The organism is Aeromonas sp. Y318-3, assembly GCF_027706185.1.
Lineage (GTDB): Bacteria > Pseudomonadota > Gammaproteobacteria > Enterobacterales > Aeromonadaceae > Aeromonas > Aeromonas veronii.
Window position 1 is genome coordinate 1 of record NZ_JAPDCN010000022.1, and the last position, 16,934, is coordinate 16,934.

Below are 16,934 nucleotides of genomic sequence, written 5' to 3' on the forward strand. Positions count from 1 at the left end.
GACGGGACACTGCGTAGGTCTTAAGCTATTGAGAGGATTTGAGATTATATCTTCATCACTTTAAGAACACAGCCTAGTCATATTTCGATTCCAAGAAAATCATGGTCCAATTGTGCCATGCCTTAGTGGCTGGCCGCCGATGCTAGACCGGTTCTTGAAGATGGCGGAGGAGAAGAGGTTGTCAGGTAATATTATCTACGTTGCGTCTTTGGGATGATTGAGTAACACCACCGGTGGCACATGTCATTGAAGTATTGACATTCCAGCAACGGGAGGGGCTAGGTTTAAAACGCAGCCATTTGATGATAGAGAATGTTAGGGAAGGTGCGAATAAGTCATATGGCACGAGAGCATTTACTGGTAACCCATTGATATTAAATGACTAAAATTTTCATTTTTTGTTCGTGGGATACTTGTTCGCACTTTCCTTAGTTCAAGTCAGTTGTTTCTATGAGCTCGATTTTTATGAATTGGCGCGTTTTGCAAGTAAATTGGCGCGTTCTGCATATAGGTTATGTCTTGCCCCTTGTATTGTTCTGATCTGCCTCAATTTGTGACCAAGCTCCCGTTTTGGCGACGATTTGACCATCGCACATCACGTTTTTTTCCTATTCCACAATTGGAATCATCTATATGAAAAACATACATATTTTGCGGTATGACGCATCGCCTTTGTTGGTAGTGTTGACCTTGGGTACCCTGTTGCTTGCCGGTTGCAACGACAAGTCCATCCCAGTATCGATGGCACCGCCCGAGGTGAGCGCGGCGCAGGTTGTGGTCAAACCGGTGACCCAGTGGGATGAATACAGTGGCCGTATTGAAGCGATTCAAAGCGTCGAACTGCGTCCCCGTGTATCTGGGTATCTCGAGAGCGTGAACTATCGGGAAGGTCAGGAGGTGAAACAAGGCGATGTGCTGTTCACTATCGATGCCCGCAATTACCGCGCCGAACTGGCGCGGGCCAATGCACAGTTCGCACGTGCGACCAGTGTGGCGGCGCAGAGCCGCAACGAAGCGCGCCGCGCCAAGGTGCTGGTCGCCCAACACGCCATTTCTACCGAGCTGTGGGAGCAGCGCAACGCTGCCGATAAAGCGGCCCAGGCCGATATGATGGCAGCTCAAGCTGCGGTCGATACGGCAAAGCTCAATCTGGAGTGGACCCAGGTACGCGCACCGATTGTCGGTCGGGCAGGGCGTGCGCTGGTGACCAAGGGCAACCTGGTTACGGCAGACGGCGCTACGAGCGTGCTGACCACCTTGGTGTCGCAAGACAAGATGTATGCCTATTTCGACATCGATGAGAATGCCTTCCTGCGTTACACCCAGCGCGCCCGCACTGACCTAGGTGGCAACAGCGCCACGATCCCGGTTCAGGTTGGGCTCTCCAATGAGGAGGGCTTCCTCCACAGCGGCGAGGTCGACTTTCTCGACAACCGGGTGCAGCGCAGCAGCGGCACCCTTCGCGTTCGCGCCATTCTGGATAACAAAGATCGCATTTTGACCCCAGGTCTGTTTGCCCGTGTGCGCCTGCAAGGTGGCCGCATTCCCGATGCCGTGCTGATCGACAACAAGGCCCTGCTGACTGATCAGGACCGTAAATATGTCTATGTGGTCGACAAAGATGGCAAGGCCCAGCGTCGTGACGTGATTCCGGGACGGGAAGCCGAGGGGCTTCGCATCATCGAGAAAGGATTGGTGGCTGGCGATCGCGTGATCATCGAAGGCTATCAGAAGGTGTTCATTCCGGGCATGCCGGTGAACGCCAGAGAGGTGCCGATGCAGGGCGCTTCAGCATTGACGGCGGCGATGAAATGACCACCCCAATGTCCACTGCGGCGCGTGTGCTGACGCGCCTGGTCTCTCTCGAACAGTCTGTTTAAGGACCTATTCCATGGACTTTTCCCGTTTCTTTATTGATCGGCCAATTTTTGCGGCTGTGCTGTCGATCGTGATCTTCGCTGCCGGATTGATCACCATTCCTAACTTGCCGGTGAGCGAGTATCCGGAAGTGGTGCCGCCGTCGGTAGTGGTACGAACCGTCTATCCGGGCGCCAACCCCAAGGTGATCGCTGAAACCGTGGCCACGCCGCTGGAAGAGGCGATCAATGGCGTCGAAGGCATGATGTATTTCAAGTCGGTGGCTGGCTCTGACGGCGTGCTGCAGATGACCATCACCTTCCGTCCGGGCACTGACCCCGACGAGGCCGCGGTCAAGGTACAAAACCGTGTGGCGCAGGCACAGGCTCGTCTGCCGGAAGATGTGCGCCGCCAGGGCGTGACCACCCAGAAGCAGTCTCCGACGTTTCTGATGGTGGTGCATTTGACTTCGCCAGGCGGCAAGTACGACACCCTGTACTTGCGTAACTACGCGCGTCTGCATGTGAAAGATGCGCTGGCGCGGATCCCGGGGGTGGGGGATGCCCAAGTGTTTGGTGGTGGTGACTATGCCATGCGCGCCTGGCTTGACCCGGACAAGATTGCCTCTCTGGGCCTGACGGCCAGTGATGTGGTCAGCGCCATGCGCGAACAGAACGTGCAGGTGTCGGCTGGCCAACTGGGTGCCGAGCCGATGCCAAACAGCCAGTTCCTCACGCTGATCAACGCCCAGGGGCGTCTGCGCAGCGAGCAGGAATTCGGCGATATCGTGCTGAAAAATGGCGATAACGGAGAAGTGGTGCGTCTGGCCGATGTGGCCCGCGTTGAGCTTGGAGCCGGCGATTACACCCTGCGCTCCCAGTTGGATGGCAAGAATGCGGTCGGTATAGGTATCTTCCAGTCGCCGGGCGCCAATGCGCTCGAGATCCGCGATGCGGTCATCAATGCGATGAACCAGATGCAGAAGACCTTCCCGTCTGATGTGAAGTATGAAGCTGTCTACGACACCACCATCTTTGTGCGTGATTCGATCAGTGCCGTGGTGGACACCCTGCTCGAAGCAGTATTGCTGGTGGTGCTGGTGGTGATCCTGTTCCTGCAGACCTGGCGTGCCTCGATCATTCCGCTGATCGCCGTGCCGGTGTCGGTGGTGGGGACCTTTGCTACCCTCTATGTACTGGGTTTTTCCATCAACACCCTGAGCCTGTTCGGTCTGGTGCTCGCCATCGGGATTGTGGTGGACGATGCCATCGTGGTGGTGGAGAACGTCGAGCGTAACATCGAAGAGGGGCTCTCGCCGGTGGCTGCGGCGCATCAAGCGATGCGTGAAGTCTCCGGGCCGATCATTGCGATCGCGCTGGTGCTGTGCGCCGTGTTTGTGCCGATGGCGTTTTTGTCCGGTGTCACCGGCCAGTTCTACAAGCAGTTCGCCGTCACCATCGCCATCTCGACCGTGATCTCGGCCATCAACTCCTTGACCTTGTCGCCGGCGCTGGCTGCCCGTTTGCTCAAACCGCACGATGCGCCCAAGGATGGTCCGAGCCGACTGATTGACTACCTGCTGGGATGGTTGTTCCGTCCGTTTAACCGGGTCTTCAAGTCGAGCTCCGAGCGCTATGAGCGCAACATCTCCCGTATCCTTGGTCGCCGTGGCGCCGTGTTTGTGGTTTATGCCCTGCTGCTCGGCGCGACCGGTGTGATGTTCAAACAGGTTCCGCCCGGATTTATCCCGACCCAGGACAAGCTCTACCTGATTGCCGGGGTAAAATTGCCGGAAGGTTCGTCGATTGCCCGCACCGACGAGATGTTGCGCAAGGTCGCCCAGATCGCACAAGAGACCGACGGGGTGGCGCACACCATTTCGTTCCCGGGTCTTAATGCGCTGCAATTCACCAACACACCCAACACCGGGGTGGCGTTCATACCGCTCAAGCCGTTTGCTGAGCGTAATGGCCGCACTGCGGCACAGATCAATGCCGAGATAAACCAGAAGATCGCTGGTCTGCAAGAGGGCTTCGCCTTCTCGATGATGCCGCCTCCGATCCTGGGGCTCGGCAGCGGTAACGGCTATCAGATGTTTATCGAGGACCGTGGCAATTTCGGTTACGGCAAACTGCAAGAAGCCGTGCAGGCGATGCAGGGCACAGTAGCCCAGACACCGGGCATGGCGTACCCAATTACGAGTTATCAGGCCAACGTGCCGCAACTCGATGCCCATGTGGATCGTGTCAAAGCCAAGGCGCAAGGGGTCGCACTGACCGAGCTGTTCGATACCTTGCAGACCTATTTGGGCTCGACCTATGTGAACGACTTCAACCAGTTTGGTCGTACCTGGCAGGTGATTGCGCAGGCGGACGGGGCGTTTCGCGATAGCGTGGAGGACATCGGCAAGCTGCAAACCCGTAATGCCCGCGGCGAGATGGTACCGATTGGTGCGATGGTGACCATCAAGGAAACCTACGGTCCGGACCCGGTGCTGCGTTTTAACGGCTATCCCGCCGCCGATCTGGCCGGTGAGGCCGATCCGCGCATGCTCTCGTCGGCGCAGGTGATGGGCAAATTGACCGATATCGCCGGGCAGGTATTGCCGGTAGGGATGACTACCGAGTGGACTGACTTGAGCTATCAGCAGGCCACTCAGGGCAATGCCGCCTTTATTGTCTTCCCGGTGGCAATCTTGATGGTGTTCCTGGTGCTGGCAGCGCTGTACGAAAGCTGGACCCTGCCGCTGGCAGTGATCCTGATTGTACCGATGACGCTGCTCTCGGCGCTGTTCGGGGTCTGGATGACAGGTGGTGATAACAACGTCTTCGTTCAGGTGGGGCTGGTGGTGCTGATGGGGCTGGCGTGCAAGAACGCCATCCTGATCGTCGAGTTTGCCCGTGAGCTGGAGATGAACGGTCGTGGCATTGTTGAGTCCGCGTTGAAGGCATGCCGGCTGCGGTTGCGCCCGATTGTGATGACATCAATCGCCTTTATCGCCGGCACGGTTCCGTTGGTGCTCTCCACGGGCGCCGGGGCGGAAGTGCGCTCGGTGACCGGTATCACGGTCTTTGCGGGGATGCTGGGGGTGACGCTGTTTGGTCTGTTCCTGACCCCGGTGTTCTACGTGGCGCTGCGTAAGCTCTCAGGCCGGCCCTTGGTCCAGCATGGCGAGTCGACCTTCGTGGGCGATCCGCTCTGAATCCGGGCGTATTCCAACCTCTTTTTGGACGAGTAACTTTACGATGTATGTGAACTCGAAAACCCATCCATTCCGTCGCGTGCTCACGGTGAGCCTCGCCGCGCTGTTGTCAGCGTGCAGCGTCGGACCGGACTTTGAACGTCCGGCCCTGCCGGCCGTGAGCAGCTATGCCCGTTTGGATGCCACAGTGCGTCAAGAGCCGGCTCCAGATGCGGGGCCGGCGTTCTGGCGCGGATTTAACGACCCGGAGCTCACCAAACTGGTTGAGCTTGCCCTGCGTCATAACCACGATGTGCAGCTGGCACTGGCCAATTATCAGCAGGCCAATGCCATGCTGGGTAGCGCAAAGTACGACTTGCTGCCTACGCTCACCGCCAGCTCGCAGGCAAGCAATGAGCGCAGCAGTGCCAGTCAGCAGCCCGGCGTCGCGGCTGCCGATCGCGATTATCACCAATATCAGGGTAGTGTCGGCTTTAGCTGGGAGCTGGATCTGTTTGGTCGCGTGCGGCGTTCCGTGGAAGTGCAGCGCGCCGACACCCGTGCCAGTGCCGATGATATGGCTGCCATGCAGGTGGCGGTGGTGGGGGAACTGGCCCAGACCTACTTCCAGCTGCGCGGCTGGCAGGAGCAGCTGGGCATCGCCCGTGACAACGCCGCCAACCAGGCGCAAACCCTGTCGCTACTGCAACTGCGGCAAGGGGCGGGCATGGCCAGCGCGTTTGATGTGGATAGAAGCCGTGCCCAGCTCGAAACCACCCGAGCCAGCATCCCGCCACTGGAGGTGCAAATTGCGCTGGCTACCCACCGACTGGGTGTACTGACCGGTAATGTGCCGGAGTCATTGATTAGCGAGCTGGCGGCGCCGGCAGCGCTGGCGCAGTTGCCTGCGAATGTGCCCATGCAGGCTCCTGGCGAGTTGCTTCGCCGCCGTCCAGATGTCGCTGCTGCCGAGCATCGCCTGGCCGCGTCGACAGCGCGCATCGGTGTGGCCACTGCCGATCTCTTCCCCCGATTTACCCTGGGGGGCTTGATCGGTACTCAGGCATTGGATGCCGGCTCTCTGTTTGCACGGGACAGCGAGACCCGGTCGCTGACACTCGGTATTGATGGCTCATTTTTGAATGTTGGTCGTGTTCGTGCGCGCATCGCTGCCAGCAATGCGCAGACAGCCGGTGATCTGGCCAGCTATGAGAAAACTGTCCTCACCGCGCTGGAAGAGACCGAGAATGCGCTGGTTCAGGTGTCACGCAGTGAGCAGCAGCGCCAGCATCTGGAGCAGGCTGCTGCAGCCAGCGTGCGTGCCGCCGAGGCGGCCAAGGTGCGCTTCGACCAGGGCGCCATCGATCTGCTGGCGTTGCTGGATGCCGAAAGCGTGCGTCTGCAAAGCCAGGATGCGTTGGCACAGAGTCGGGTCGGATATACCCTGGCCGTGGTGTCACTCTACCGAGCCATGGCCGGCGGTTGGCCGGAATATGTGGCCGATGAGGCATCCAACAAAACCTGAGCAATGGGCCCTTTTGTGAGCCGATGACTGGCACCTACACATATCAAGAATGTGAATAACTGCATGGTGTGATGTCAGATATTTTTTGCTAAAAAGCGGCATTGGCCCACCAATGCCGCCAAGCGGTATCAGCGGCCTGACAAGGTCACGTTATCTACTTTGATTGAGTACACCACACGATGATCGATCGTTTTAGAATTTCCAAACAGTGGATGTTGCGCATTGCAGAGCGGGGGCTCTCGTTAGAGATGTTGCAGCGCAAAGCCGGACTGCCTGAGCTGTTTTTCCAGCAAGAGAAAATCTATGCCTCCACGGCAGAGTTGTTTTCCCTGTGGAGCGCGATCACAGACCATTGTGGCGATGTGGCATTTGGTCTCAAGTTGGGTGCAGATATGCGACTCGAGCGCAATCATCCGATGGCGATTGCGGCGGTGTGCAGCAGTTGTTTACGAGATGCACTGCAGCGTCTGGCCCGTTACAAACGGGTCGTCTGCCCGGAAGAGATCCGTGTCGAGGTAAAAGGTGATGAGGTGATCATCGACTCTCATTATCTGGCAACCAGTGAGCAACCGCCCCATATCATGACTGATATGGGCTTCTCTTGGATGACGGCCATGGCACAACACAGCTCTGACGGACATATTCGCCCGCGGCGCATCGAATTGACGCGTGGCCCCGAGCATCGCGCGTTGCTGGAGGGGCACTTTGGCTGTCCGATCACCTTCAATGCGTCGCGCAATGCACTGGTGTTTCGCAGCAGCGATCTGGATTTTCCCTTTTATACCCACAACGAAGAGCTGCTCGCCGTGATTGCCCCGCAGCTCGATGCCGAGTTGCAGGAGCATGACCAAAACACCAGAATCACCTACGCGGTGAAACAGGTGCTGAAGCGCACTCTCGCGGGTCGGCGTCCGACGCTGCAATCGCTGGCCAAAGAGCTGGCGATGAGTACGCGAACTCTGCAACGGCGGTTGACCGATGAGGGCATCACTTTTCAGCAACTGGTGGAGGAGACCCGCCGCGAACTGGCGCGCTCCTATTTGCAGACTGGCGCGATAGAGCCCAACGAGATGGCGTACCTGCTCGGCTACGAAGATTCCAACTCGTTTTATCGAGCGTTCAACGGCTGGGAGGGGGTATCTCCCGGTGAGTGGCTCGAGTTGCAGCGCAAAGTCGCCAGAGGTGCGGTAGGGTATGGTTCTGGAAGAGGGGCGTTTGAGGCTTAAAGCGAACCAGCGTTTTAGTCCTGGTAATGGTGAGACACTCGTATCGCGGCTTAGCGGCCGAATAAGCCGCTGTGGCCGCACAGCTATCCTGAGAGCCATAACAAGCTCATCCTGGCCTTCTCTGCCTTTTGATACGATCATCTATCCTTCTGACCGTAGCATCAGTCAACCACTCCATGACTGACAATTTTCGCAGCCCTGAGCATCCATGCTGCCACCACGGCAATTTGCCACCTAAGCCCACAAAGCAAAGGGGCTAGTTCGCACTGGCCCCCCTCTTCCTAAAACTTTTCAACGTCCGCTGTCAATGCTGCCATCTCCTATCTAAAGGAGGCTATCTCCTTTTCCCCGTTATCCCCGACAGCAAGTGAACCTAGTGGTCGTTGGTAGCGGAGTATCCTCGGGTTTATAACAATCATCACAGTCTACCTCCATGATCTTGTCATAGTTGAAAGCATAATACTGGCCGTCACGAATGTGAGCTGTGCGACGCTTGATACGCGTGGTTAGGCGATCATGTTCGGTGCGAATGAGATAGCATCGCTCTTCCAGCCGATTCAGCACTGGCTCACCGAGTTGGGAAATCATCTTATTGAAGTATCCTACACGGACCAAGAACCACTGGTTATGGATCACTCTTATGTGTTCTTTATGGTGAGTCGAGTATATTCAAAAATAACTGACGCTTTAGTGTCAACATCTCCTGAGAGTGGCGAATAACTCGGCTGATGTCATCCAGCTGCTTCCCCAAAGAAGCGACCCAGCGACGAGCACTCTCTACCAATACAATATCACGCAGGAGTTGCCTGGGAGGGCACGCGTTGTTCGTAGGAAGTGGGGATCAATGCAGGGGAGGGTGGAGTGGATTTCGCTATCTGTTGTCAGATGAAGCAGCGGAGCAGAGGTCCGGGGATTATTAATCTCGAGCTCGGTGAGCAACCTTGCCAGAGATTGACCAGACACGCATAACAAAAAGGCCTCGCGTTGAAAGCGAAGCCTTGTAGGGTGTGCTGTCCAGAGCTGTGGTATGGAAACGATCATGGGGATTTTCAATCCCCTGCTCTACCGACTGAGCTATCTGGGCAACGGCGCGCATTAAACCCTTTCCAGCGCAGAGTGTCAACCATGATGGCACGATAAAAAGCGCGTTCGCTCAACAACCGAACGAAGCGGCCATTTATTATCCATTTCAGTCCTGTTTGCCGTACTTGCTGGCCTCTGCACGCCCTGCAGGCTGCGCCAATATGATGGAAATTCGAGGTTCAGTGGGTCCGCCGCATTGAGCCGAATCCACTCTGCGAGTATGCTTTGCCGCAATGATACCGCCTGGAGGCAACATGAGTCTGAATATGCAAGAGTGGCGTGATGAGACCACCGAGATCGTCAACGAACTGCTGGCCGATGGCAGCAATCCCGATGCGGATTACGACATCGAGCACCACTTCGCCTGCCAGGATTTCGACCGTCTGGAAAAAGCAGCGGTTGACCTGTTCAAGGCCGGTTTTGAAGTGACCGATGCCGAAGAGATGGAGCTGGATGACGGCGCCACCATCTTCTGCTTCGATGCCACCATCGAGTGCAAGCTGAATGTCGAAGCGATCGTCGCCGATATCGCCAAGATGCTGCCCATCCTGGAAAAATACGGGGTGGATTACGATGGTTGGGGCACCTACTTCCAGGATTGATCCTGCCTCCATCGTAAAACAACAAGGCCACCTTGCAGTGGCCTTGTTGTTTCTGACGATCTCTCACGCCAGATAGCTGGCAGCAAACTCCGTCGGCGGCAGGGGGCGGCTGAACAGATAGCCCTGTAACCGATCACACCCCGCCTCGGTCAGCCACAACTGCTGCTCGGGTGTCTCTACCCCTTCGGCGGTGATGCGGATCCCGAGCTCATGGCCCAACCCGATGACCGAACGCACGATAGCGGTGGTCGCGCTATTGCTGGCCAGCCCCTGAGTGAAGCTGCGATCCAGCTTGAGGGTCGCCACCTGCAAACGCGGCAGATAGGCCAGTGAACAGTAACCGGTACCAAAGTCGTCGATGGCCAACTGAAAACCGGCGGCAATCAGGTTGTCGAGGTTGGTCTCAATCTCGTCGGCGTTCTCCATCAGTACCCCTTCGGTGATCTCCAGCTCCAGTTGACTGGCCTTGAGACCATGGCGAGCGATGCAGGCAGAGACCCGCTCACAAAGCGCCGGATCACGGAACTGCAGCGGCGAGAGGTTGATGGAGAGCACCATATCCGGCTGCGCAGTTTGCCACTGCGCCAGCTGGGCACAGCCCTGCTCCAGCATCAACTGACCCAGTTGACCGATGATCCCCATCTCTTCCGCCAACGGAATGAATTCGTCGGGGGAGATCATCCCAAGCTCGGGATGGGGCCAGCGACAGAGCAGTTCGGCGCCATGCAGCCGGTGAGTACGGGTACAGATGATCGGCTGATAGACTGCAACCAGCTGGGCGGACTTGATGGCGAGCGGCAACTGGGCGGCGATCAACTGACGCCGCTTGAGCCGGGCATGCAGCTCGGGATCAAACAGGGTGCAGTACTGCTGCTGCCGTTTGCCCTGCGCCAGCGCAGCCTCGGCATGGCTGAGCAACCGCTCGGCATCGCTTGCCCGCCCCTGGGCCAGCCCCAGAAACACCGGGATCTGGATGCGATGATCTTCCACCTGATAGTGCTCCATCAACTGCTGCTGCAGATGCTGGCTCCACCCCTGCAATGGCTCATTGAAATCCGGCAGCAACAGGCTGAAGTCATCGGCAGCGACCCGACAGAGAAGGGAACGCGGCGGTACCAGCTGCTGCAACCGCTTGGCCACCTGGCTGAGCAGGCGATCGGCAATCCGTATCCCGAAGCGATCGTTGATCTCACGAAAATGGTGCAGATCGACCAGCACCAATGTGGCACTGCGTTCCCCAAGATGGCGGCTGGTCTGCAAGAACCGGGAGAGTTTGAGCAGTCCGGTCAGACTGTCGTAGTGCTGCTCCTGCTGCAACTGCGCCTGAGTGGTGCGCAGGCCGGTGATGTCACGCCCCAGCGTCAGGATCCCTAGGGAGTGACCATCACCATCGGGGACATCGACCCGGGTGATCTCCATGTGTCGCCCCTGCCCGCTGGCATCCAGCAGACAACACTCGCCATGACCCATCCCCTGCGGCGCCGCCAGCCGGAACGGTAGCTGCTGACCCAGCACCTCATCCGCCCCCTGGCCGATAAAGTCGAGAAACGCCTGGTTGCACTCCAGCAACACCCCGTTGTGATCATCGAAACGGATCAGATCAGGAATGGCATCGAGCAGAAAACGCTGCAACAACTGCTGCTTTTTGACGGTTTGTTCCAGGCTCTTGCGCTGGGCAATCTCGTTAACCACCCCGAATACTGCGCACGCCTCTCCCTGCGGGGTGTAAAGAGGCACCTTGTGCACCTCCATCCAGCAGGTATTCCCGCCCCGGTTGCAATGGAGCTGCTGATACAGCATCGGCACGCCTCCAGCAAGCAGCTGCTCATCCTCACTGCGAAAGAGATCGCCCCATGGCATATCTGCATCTGTCTTGCCGACAACCTCGGCAGGCGACTCCAGCTTGGCTTCACGGGCAAACTCACGATTGGCGAACAGGTAACGCCCATGACTATCTCGACAGAAGATACTCATTGGCAATTGGTCGATGATCTGCTGCAGCAGATCCGGGGTGAGCATGTTGGTCACAGGGGTGCTTATGGAGGAATTTCGAGCAAATCTATGATAGCAAACCAATTTTGTAAAGCACCCCGATCACCTCCCCATAACATCGAACGCTGGATGGTTGCTGACAGAGATTGTCGCTCCGGCGATAATAGGCGCCGGTTGGCCAATGGCCTGGTGATATGGACGAGAGAAACAAGATGAAAAAGATTATGGGGAGCGCATTGGCGCTGCTGCTGGTTGGTTGTGCTGGTGACAATAACGGCGGTGAGGAGTATCGCTACAACCCGCCAATTGCCAAGGCAACCAACAACACTCAGGAAATGGCGATCCCGGTGGATCTGGTGTGGGCTCGCGCCGAGAAGTGGTTCACCGATCACGGCCTCACCATCGAAAACAGCCAGCGTGGCTCCGGCCTGATGACTGCCAACGTCAACCAGTCAGCCGACGGGCTGGAGTGGCTGGACTGCGGTACCATGGGTTCCAAAGTTGCACTGGGCAACCCGAACCTGCAGATCAACCTGATCATCACCCAGAGCGGCAACAGCAGCGTGGCCACCGTCAACGTCAAGGGCAACACCGAGCTGTTCTTCGTTGAATCCTCAGGCGAGCGCGTACCGGCCCCGTCCATCAAGCCGGTCTGTGTCTCCCGCGGCACCCTGGAGCAGAGCCTGTTTGCCACCCTCGGCAACTGATTTCACTCCCCTGCAAAGATAAAAAAAGCGGCAGATTGCTCTGCCGCTTTTTTATTGCCCCGAGTTGGGCTTACTTGTCGATATCGAGCATGTTGTTGGTCAACATGTAATCGATCACCTGGCTAGCCGTTGCACCACTATTACCGGTCAGAGAGCCAAAAGTGTGGCCAGACAACACAATCTCCTGGGTCACAGAACCACCCACCGAATCGCTAACCTTGAGATGCACACCTTGGCTATCTGCAGACACAGACAACAGATTTTTAAGCAATGACTCCGTTTTAGACCCATCATGATCCAGCAGGTCACTCAGATCCAGCTTGTCGCGCAGCGTCGGATCACTCAGGCTCGGTTTGAAGTCCGTGACAGTATCAACCGTCAACTTACCTGATTCGGTATCCCCCTTGTTCCACACGAAGATATCCGCTCCATCGCCACCGGTCAGTATGTCGTTGCCCAGACCACCACTCAAATAGTCATTCCCTGTTCCGCCGGAAAGGAGATCATTACCCGTTCCCCCTCTCAGACCGTCATTTCCGTCACCACCAAATAATAAATCATTACCTGAACCACCAAATAGCAAGTCAACGCCACCTTGACCATAAATACGATCACTTCCGGCACCCCCATGAGCAATATCAATATGGGCAGTACTAAAAGCCTGAGTCTTCAGCGCACTATCCTCACCATTACTTGGAGTAACTAGCAGGCTACTGTCCGCACCACTCATGAACGACACCAGCTTTTGTTGCGCGGCTGCTATATTGTTAGGCGCACTTGCATTCTGATCCAGAATCGCATGGCTTTCACCAAGATAGATTATGTCATCGCCACGCCCAGATAATACGTTATCCCCGCCAGCCCCCACGTCAATCACAACACCTCGAGTATGGTTTGCAATCAACTGATTACTGATTCCTGCAGGGTTACTCCACAACAGTTGTTCATAACTGGTACCAAAATAATTCAATCGCACATCATCAATCACATCACCTGTAGACCTTACATCTGTCCCCACCACAAAGGTCAACGTGCTCGAACTGGTATCACCATCGAGATCTTTCAAGGTGTAACCGAAATCAAGCTTGACCGAGGGCGACACTGCGGCACCAAAGAACTGATAACTGCCGTTATCAAGATCGACAATCAGTGAATGCTTGTTATCGATGTAGATAGTCAGCGTTTTGGTTACAGCATCAAAGCTATGGCTGAGCGTATTGGAACTGCCTGAAGTAGAAGTAGTAACAGTATTACCGTTAAAGTTATACGTCACGCCGCGAACCGTAAGTTGGCTCACAAAACCACCATCAGCCCCCACACCAAAACCATCAGACCCGCTTAGCAAATTACCACCAATAGGCTGAACCACTGATTGCAACAGAATGGGTGGCAACTTGGTCACATCTGGGACAATTACCGCATTTCCATCCACATTCAAATAACCATCGAATGCAACTTTGTCTAGATGACTAGCTGGTACGTTATCACCCATGCCATAGGACAGTGCAGTCACCTTGTTATTATGCAAGTGTTCTGTCCATGTCTGCTCTTCAAATTTATCAATTTCATCATTCGGATTCGGTTGACCATCAGATAAGAAATAACTGACATTGGTGGCCCCATTCAAACGCCCAGAATTACTTCCCCCCCAACTATTTTGGGCCAATTTGAGAGCATCATCATAATCAGTGGAACCATCGGCTTTCAATTGGGAGATGATATTTTTGGCAGTTGCAACATCAAGCCAGCTTGAATCGCCTTTAAGCGCTGCATCATAAGAAAAAACGATAAGCTGTACTTTTGTCTGCCCTTGCGCAAGATACTGATCCAGCAACTGGTAAGCAGACTCTTTCATTACATCCAAACGAGACTTGATGACATTTTTATCACTTCCCGTTTTTGCATCCCATGCCATAGAGCCGGATATATCCAAGATCAACTGCACATTAGCACCGACTTTAGTTTCTGACTCCACAGCATGGAAAATCGGGCCGGCAACCGGCACATCATCACGTACGGCAACAACGAAAGAGTCGGGGATAGTGTCGAAACCGGCTTTGCTCACCTCATAGTTCACGGTGAGACGCAGCTCATCCTGACTGCTCAATATATTGCTTTGACCATCCACAAGATGGCTGAGCGGCTTGATCATGGTGAAGGTATAGCTCGGCGGATTCGCGTTGTTATCTACCGTCACGGTAAAGGCCAGATTCGCAGGGGTTTTGGTACCTATATACCCATTAAGCCCCGAACCAACCTGCTCCCAGTTCAACACTTGTCCTTCTATGCCAGTTATCCCGCCAATACTCAACAGCTTGAGCTGAACACCTGTCACGTTGTTACCACTACCATCTGTCACCTGTAGCTGCTGGGTTACAGAAAGCGGACCACTGATCGGTTCTCCGACAGGCTCTGGCAAACCAGCATTGCCACCAGACAAACCATCTTCATCAACCAGACCATTCTCTAAATGGACTCTAAAATCGTTATCGATGATGGTGCCAGTGCCACTCTTGTCACCTACGGTCACCTGCAGAGTCTCGTTAGTCTCAACCAGACGATCGTTCACTGTAGGCACGGTAACCGTGAAGCTGGTCACCCCGGCTGGTACGCTCACACTCTTGCCATCGGCGCTCAAAGTCACACCATGGCTAAATGTTGGTCTTCCCCAATCAGCATTTGTTGCGGCATTCGCTCCTGTGCCGGCAATGGAGAAGCTGTACTGGGTCACCACATTGGTCGCCCCGCTCAGGGTCACTACATGTTGCAGACTGGTACCTTCAAGCTCGCTGTCACTTGCTATATTGACCACAGTCGGGCGCGCCAGCGGGTTGACAGCAAAGCTGCCTTGCGAGCTATCACCATCGCGATCAAAGGCCTTGAAGGTGAAGTCGATGTCGCCATCGTCCGGACGCTGCATCTCGGCATACTGGAAGAACTCCCATTTGCCGGTAGCAGGGGTGAACTCCAACTTGAAGACCAATTTGCCACTCCCATCATTCCCCAGCAGGGTGTTGTTCCCACTCTTGCTGATAGTGATGGGGGAGCCAGTGGCCGTCAGCAGGCCGCGTTCAAAATCTTCCGGTTTGATGTCCAGCGCCATATAACCTTTACCATCCGCCCCCCATTGCGTTGCAACTGTACCCGAACCATAGGCAATCGCCTGCGGGGTATAGGAGCCAAGGAACTCGATAGACTTGACGGTAAAGTCGCTGTTATCTGAGGTATTGGTATTGCCGTTGTTAGTAGCCTTGATCACCATGGTGTCAAAACCGCCCTGCTGCACCTGGAAGTTCTGGTTGTACTCTCCACCTGCCGCATCCGAGCTAAACATCAGTGTGGAGACCAGTACTCCTCCGCGGTAAAACTCCACAACACCACTCTCCTTCTCGCCACCAAACATCTGGCTGAATTTGATATTCGCACCATAGGCCACGGTCCCCGGATCGAGCTTGACGATCAGCTCCTCGGATGCAGACTTTCCATTCCCAAAGAGACGGAAATCCACTTCATTGGCGAGGTTGTGATAAGGACTATTGCTACTTGCAACACCAAGCCCAGCCGTTGAAGCATTGACATCTGCAGCAATAAGAGTTGAATCGGTCGCCGACTTGAACCCTTGGGCAGTGATCTTGAACCCGTCCAGATCAAGCTCTCTCTGGTTTGTCGTTGCCGAGTATCGAGTCAAATCAAACAGGCCGGTCAATACATTCGGTATGTCTGTCTTGGCAACGGAGACCACTTCAGCATTCTCGGCAATCGGGGCATCATCTTCGACAGTAATCGTCAAAGGCTTAGTCACAGACAGAGTCCCATCAGAAACAGACACATTTATCTTGAGATCAAGGGTGTCTTCCTGGGTGGTATTAGCATGATCCAACGGCTGCTTCAGGGTCACTTCATAACCCCAGTCACCTTTGCTACTACCAACTGGTGCTGTCAGCTTAACCTCAAGAACAACGTTGTCCTTGCTACCGGCGTAGCCAATCAACGTTTTGCTGTCAGCATCCCAACTCCACTCGATCTTCACACCACCAGAATAAACTGGTTGAACACCATTATCGGTTGGCCATCCCAGTGAAACAGTCAAGTTATTGCTGTCAATATCACCGACGGTAATCACTCCCTTGGCAACGATCTCATCAGTAGCATCTTTCTGGCCATCTTCACCCAATTCATCTTTCAGCCCACCAAGGAGACCTTCTTCGGAGACGACAACATCGTTGGAGATGTTCAGCGTCGGGGCGTCATTGGTGCCGGTGATGATGATGGTCACCGTGTGCGGTGTGCCATCGACACTCTGCACGGTGAAGGTCTCTTGCTTGGTCTCGCCTTTGCCCAGGTACTGCACCAGGCTGTTGTCGACGTTGTAGGTCCAGGTGCCGTCAGCCGTGATGCTCAGGCTGCCCAGTGCATCCGGACTCGCGGTGATGCTGGCCGCGTCGGTCTTGAACGCCACTTCATCCGCGCCGTCCACGTCGCTGATCTTCAGCTGGCCGCTGTCGCTCAGCAGGCCTGTGCTCGAGACGTTCAGGTCTTCGGTCACTTCACCCACAGCATCGCCGCTGATGATCGCCTTGTCGTTGGTGCCGTTGATGGTGATGGTCACCGTGGTGGTGGTCACCCCGTCCGCGTTGGTCACCGTGATGGTGTCGGTCAGCTTCTCGCCCGCCTTCAGGTTCTGGATCGCCGCCTGACCGTTGTCGGCGCTGTACGTCCACTTGCCGTCCGCGCCCAGCACCAGCTGGCCATACTGGCCGT

8 protein-coding genes are annotated in these 16,934 nt (G+C 55.6%); 6 read left to right on the forward strand and 2 right to left on the reverse strand.

Features of this window, described 5'->3' with window-relative positions; translation table 11 throughout:
* Positions 1-633 precede the first annotated feature (633 nt).
* From OKB77_RS21425 to rraB, 5 genes are all read left to right on the forward strand, one after another.
* Positions 634-1,815, forward strand: a complete 1,182-nt coding sequence (locus tag OKB77_RS21425) for an efflux RND transporter periplasmic adaptor subunit (RefSeq protein ID WP_257119816.1) — start codon at positions 634-636, stop codon at positions 1,813-1,815.
* Between the two features lie 76 nt (positions 1,816-1,891).
* Entirely contained in the window at positions 1,892-5,059 is a 3,168-nt protein-coding gene (locus OKB77_RS21430) for an efflux RND transporter permease subunit (protein WP_227342021.1), read from the forward strand.
* 49 nt (positions 5,060-5,108) lie between these two features.
* Complete coding sequence (locus OKB77_RS21435) at positions 5,109-6,563, forward strand: efflux transporter outer membrane subunit (protein ID WP_227342020.1); 1,455 nt, start codon at positions 5,109-5,111, stop codon at positions 6,561-6,563.
* A 179-nt stretch (positions 6,564-6,742) separates the two neighbouring features.
* Positions 6,743-7,789 (forward strand): AraC family transcriptional regulator, encoded by a 1,047-nt coding sequence (locus OKB77_RS21440; RefSeq protein WP_227342019.1) that lies wholly within the window; start codon positions 6,743-6,745, stop codon positions 7,787-7,789.
* A 1,349-nt stretch (positions 7,790-9,138) separates the two neighbouring features.
* Positions 9,139-9,474, forward strand: a complete 336-nt coding sequence (gene rraB, locus OKB77_RS21445; protein ID WP_026034893.1) for a ribonuclease E inhibitor RraB — start codon at positions 9,139-9,141, stop codon at positions 9,472-9,474.
* Positions 9,475-9,537: 63 nt separating this feature from the next.
* Here rraB and OKB77_RS21450 read toward each other — a convergent pair whose 3' ends face one another.
* Positions 9,538-11,493, reverse strand: a complete 1,956-nt coding sequence (locus tag OKB77_RS21450) for a sensor domain-containing protein (protein WP_164461936.1) — start codon at positions 11,491-11,493, stop codon at positions 9,538-9,540.
* Between the two features lie 185 nt (positions 11,494-11,678).
* On the opposite strand from OKB77_RS21450, the gene OKB77_RS21455 reads away from it, so the two are divergent.
* A complete protein-coding gene (locus OKB77_RS21455; protein ID WP_005335330.1) occupies positions 11,679-12,173 on the forward strand; it encodes a hypothetical protein in 495 nt (164 codons plus the stop codon).
* A 70-nt stretch (positions 12,174-12,243) separates the two neighbouring features.
* Here the strand turns inward: OKB77_RS21455 and OKB77_RS21460 are convergent.
* A partial coding sequence (locus OKB77_RS21460; RefSeq protein ID WP_270818468.1) for a VCBS domain-containing protein occupies positions 12,244-16,934 on the reverse strand: 4,691 nt, incomplete at its 5' end.

What these genes read in the sequence shown, in the direction of transcription:
- OKB77_RS21425 (WP_257119816.1), top strand. Translation starts at nt 634, where the DNA reads ATGAAAAACATACATATTTTGCGGTATGACGCATCGCCTTTGTTGGTA.
- OKB77_RS21430 (WP_227342021.1), top strand. Translation starts at nt 1,892, where the DNA reads ATGGACTTTTCCCGTTTCTTTATTGATCGGCCAATTTTTGCGGCTGTG.
- OKB77_RS21440 (WP_227342019.1), top strand. Translation starts at nt 6,743, where the DNA reads ATGATCGATCGTTTTAGAATTTCCAAACAGTGGATGTTGCGCATTGCA.
- rraB (WP_026034893.1), top strand. Translation starts at nt 9,139, where the DNA reads ATGCAAGAGTGGCGTGATGAGACCACCGAGATCGTCAACGAACTGCTG.
- OKB77_RS21450 (WP_164461936.1), bottom strand. Translation starts at nt 11,493, where the DNA reads ATGCTCACCCCGGATCTGCTGCAGCAGATCATCGACCAATTGCCAATG.
- OKB77_RS21455 (WP_005335330.1), top strand. Translation starts at nt 11,679, where the DNA reads ATGAAAAAGATTATGGGGAGCGCATTGGCGCTGCTGCTGGTTGGTTGT.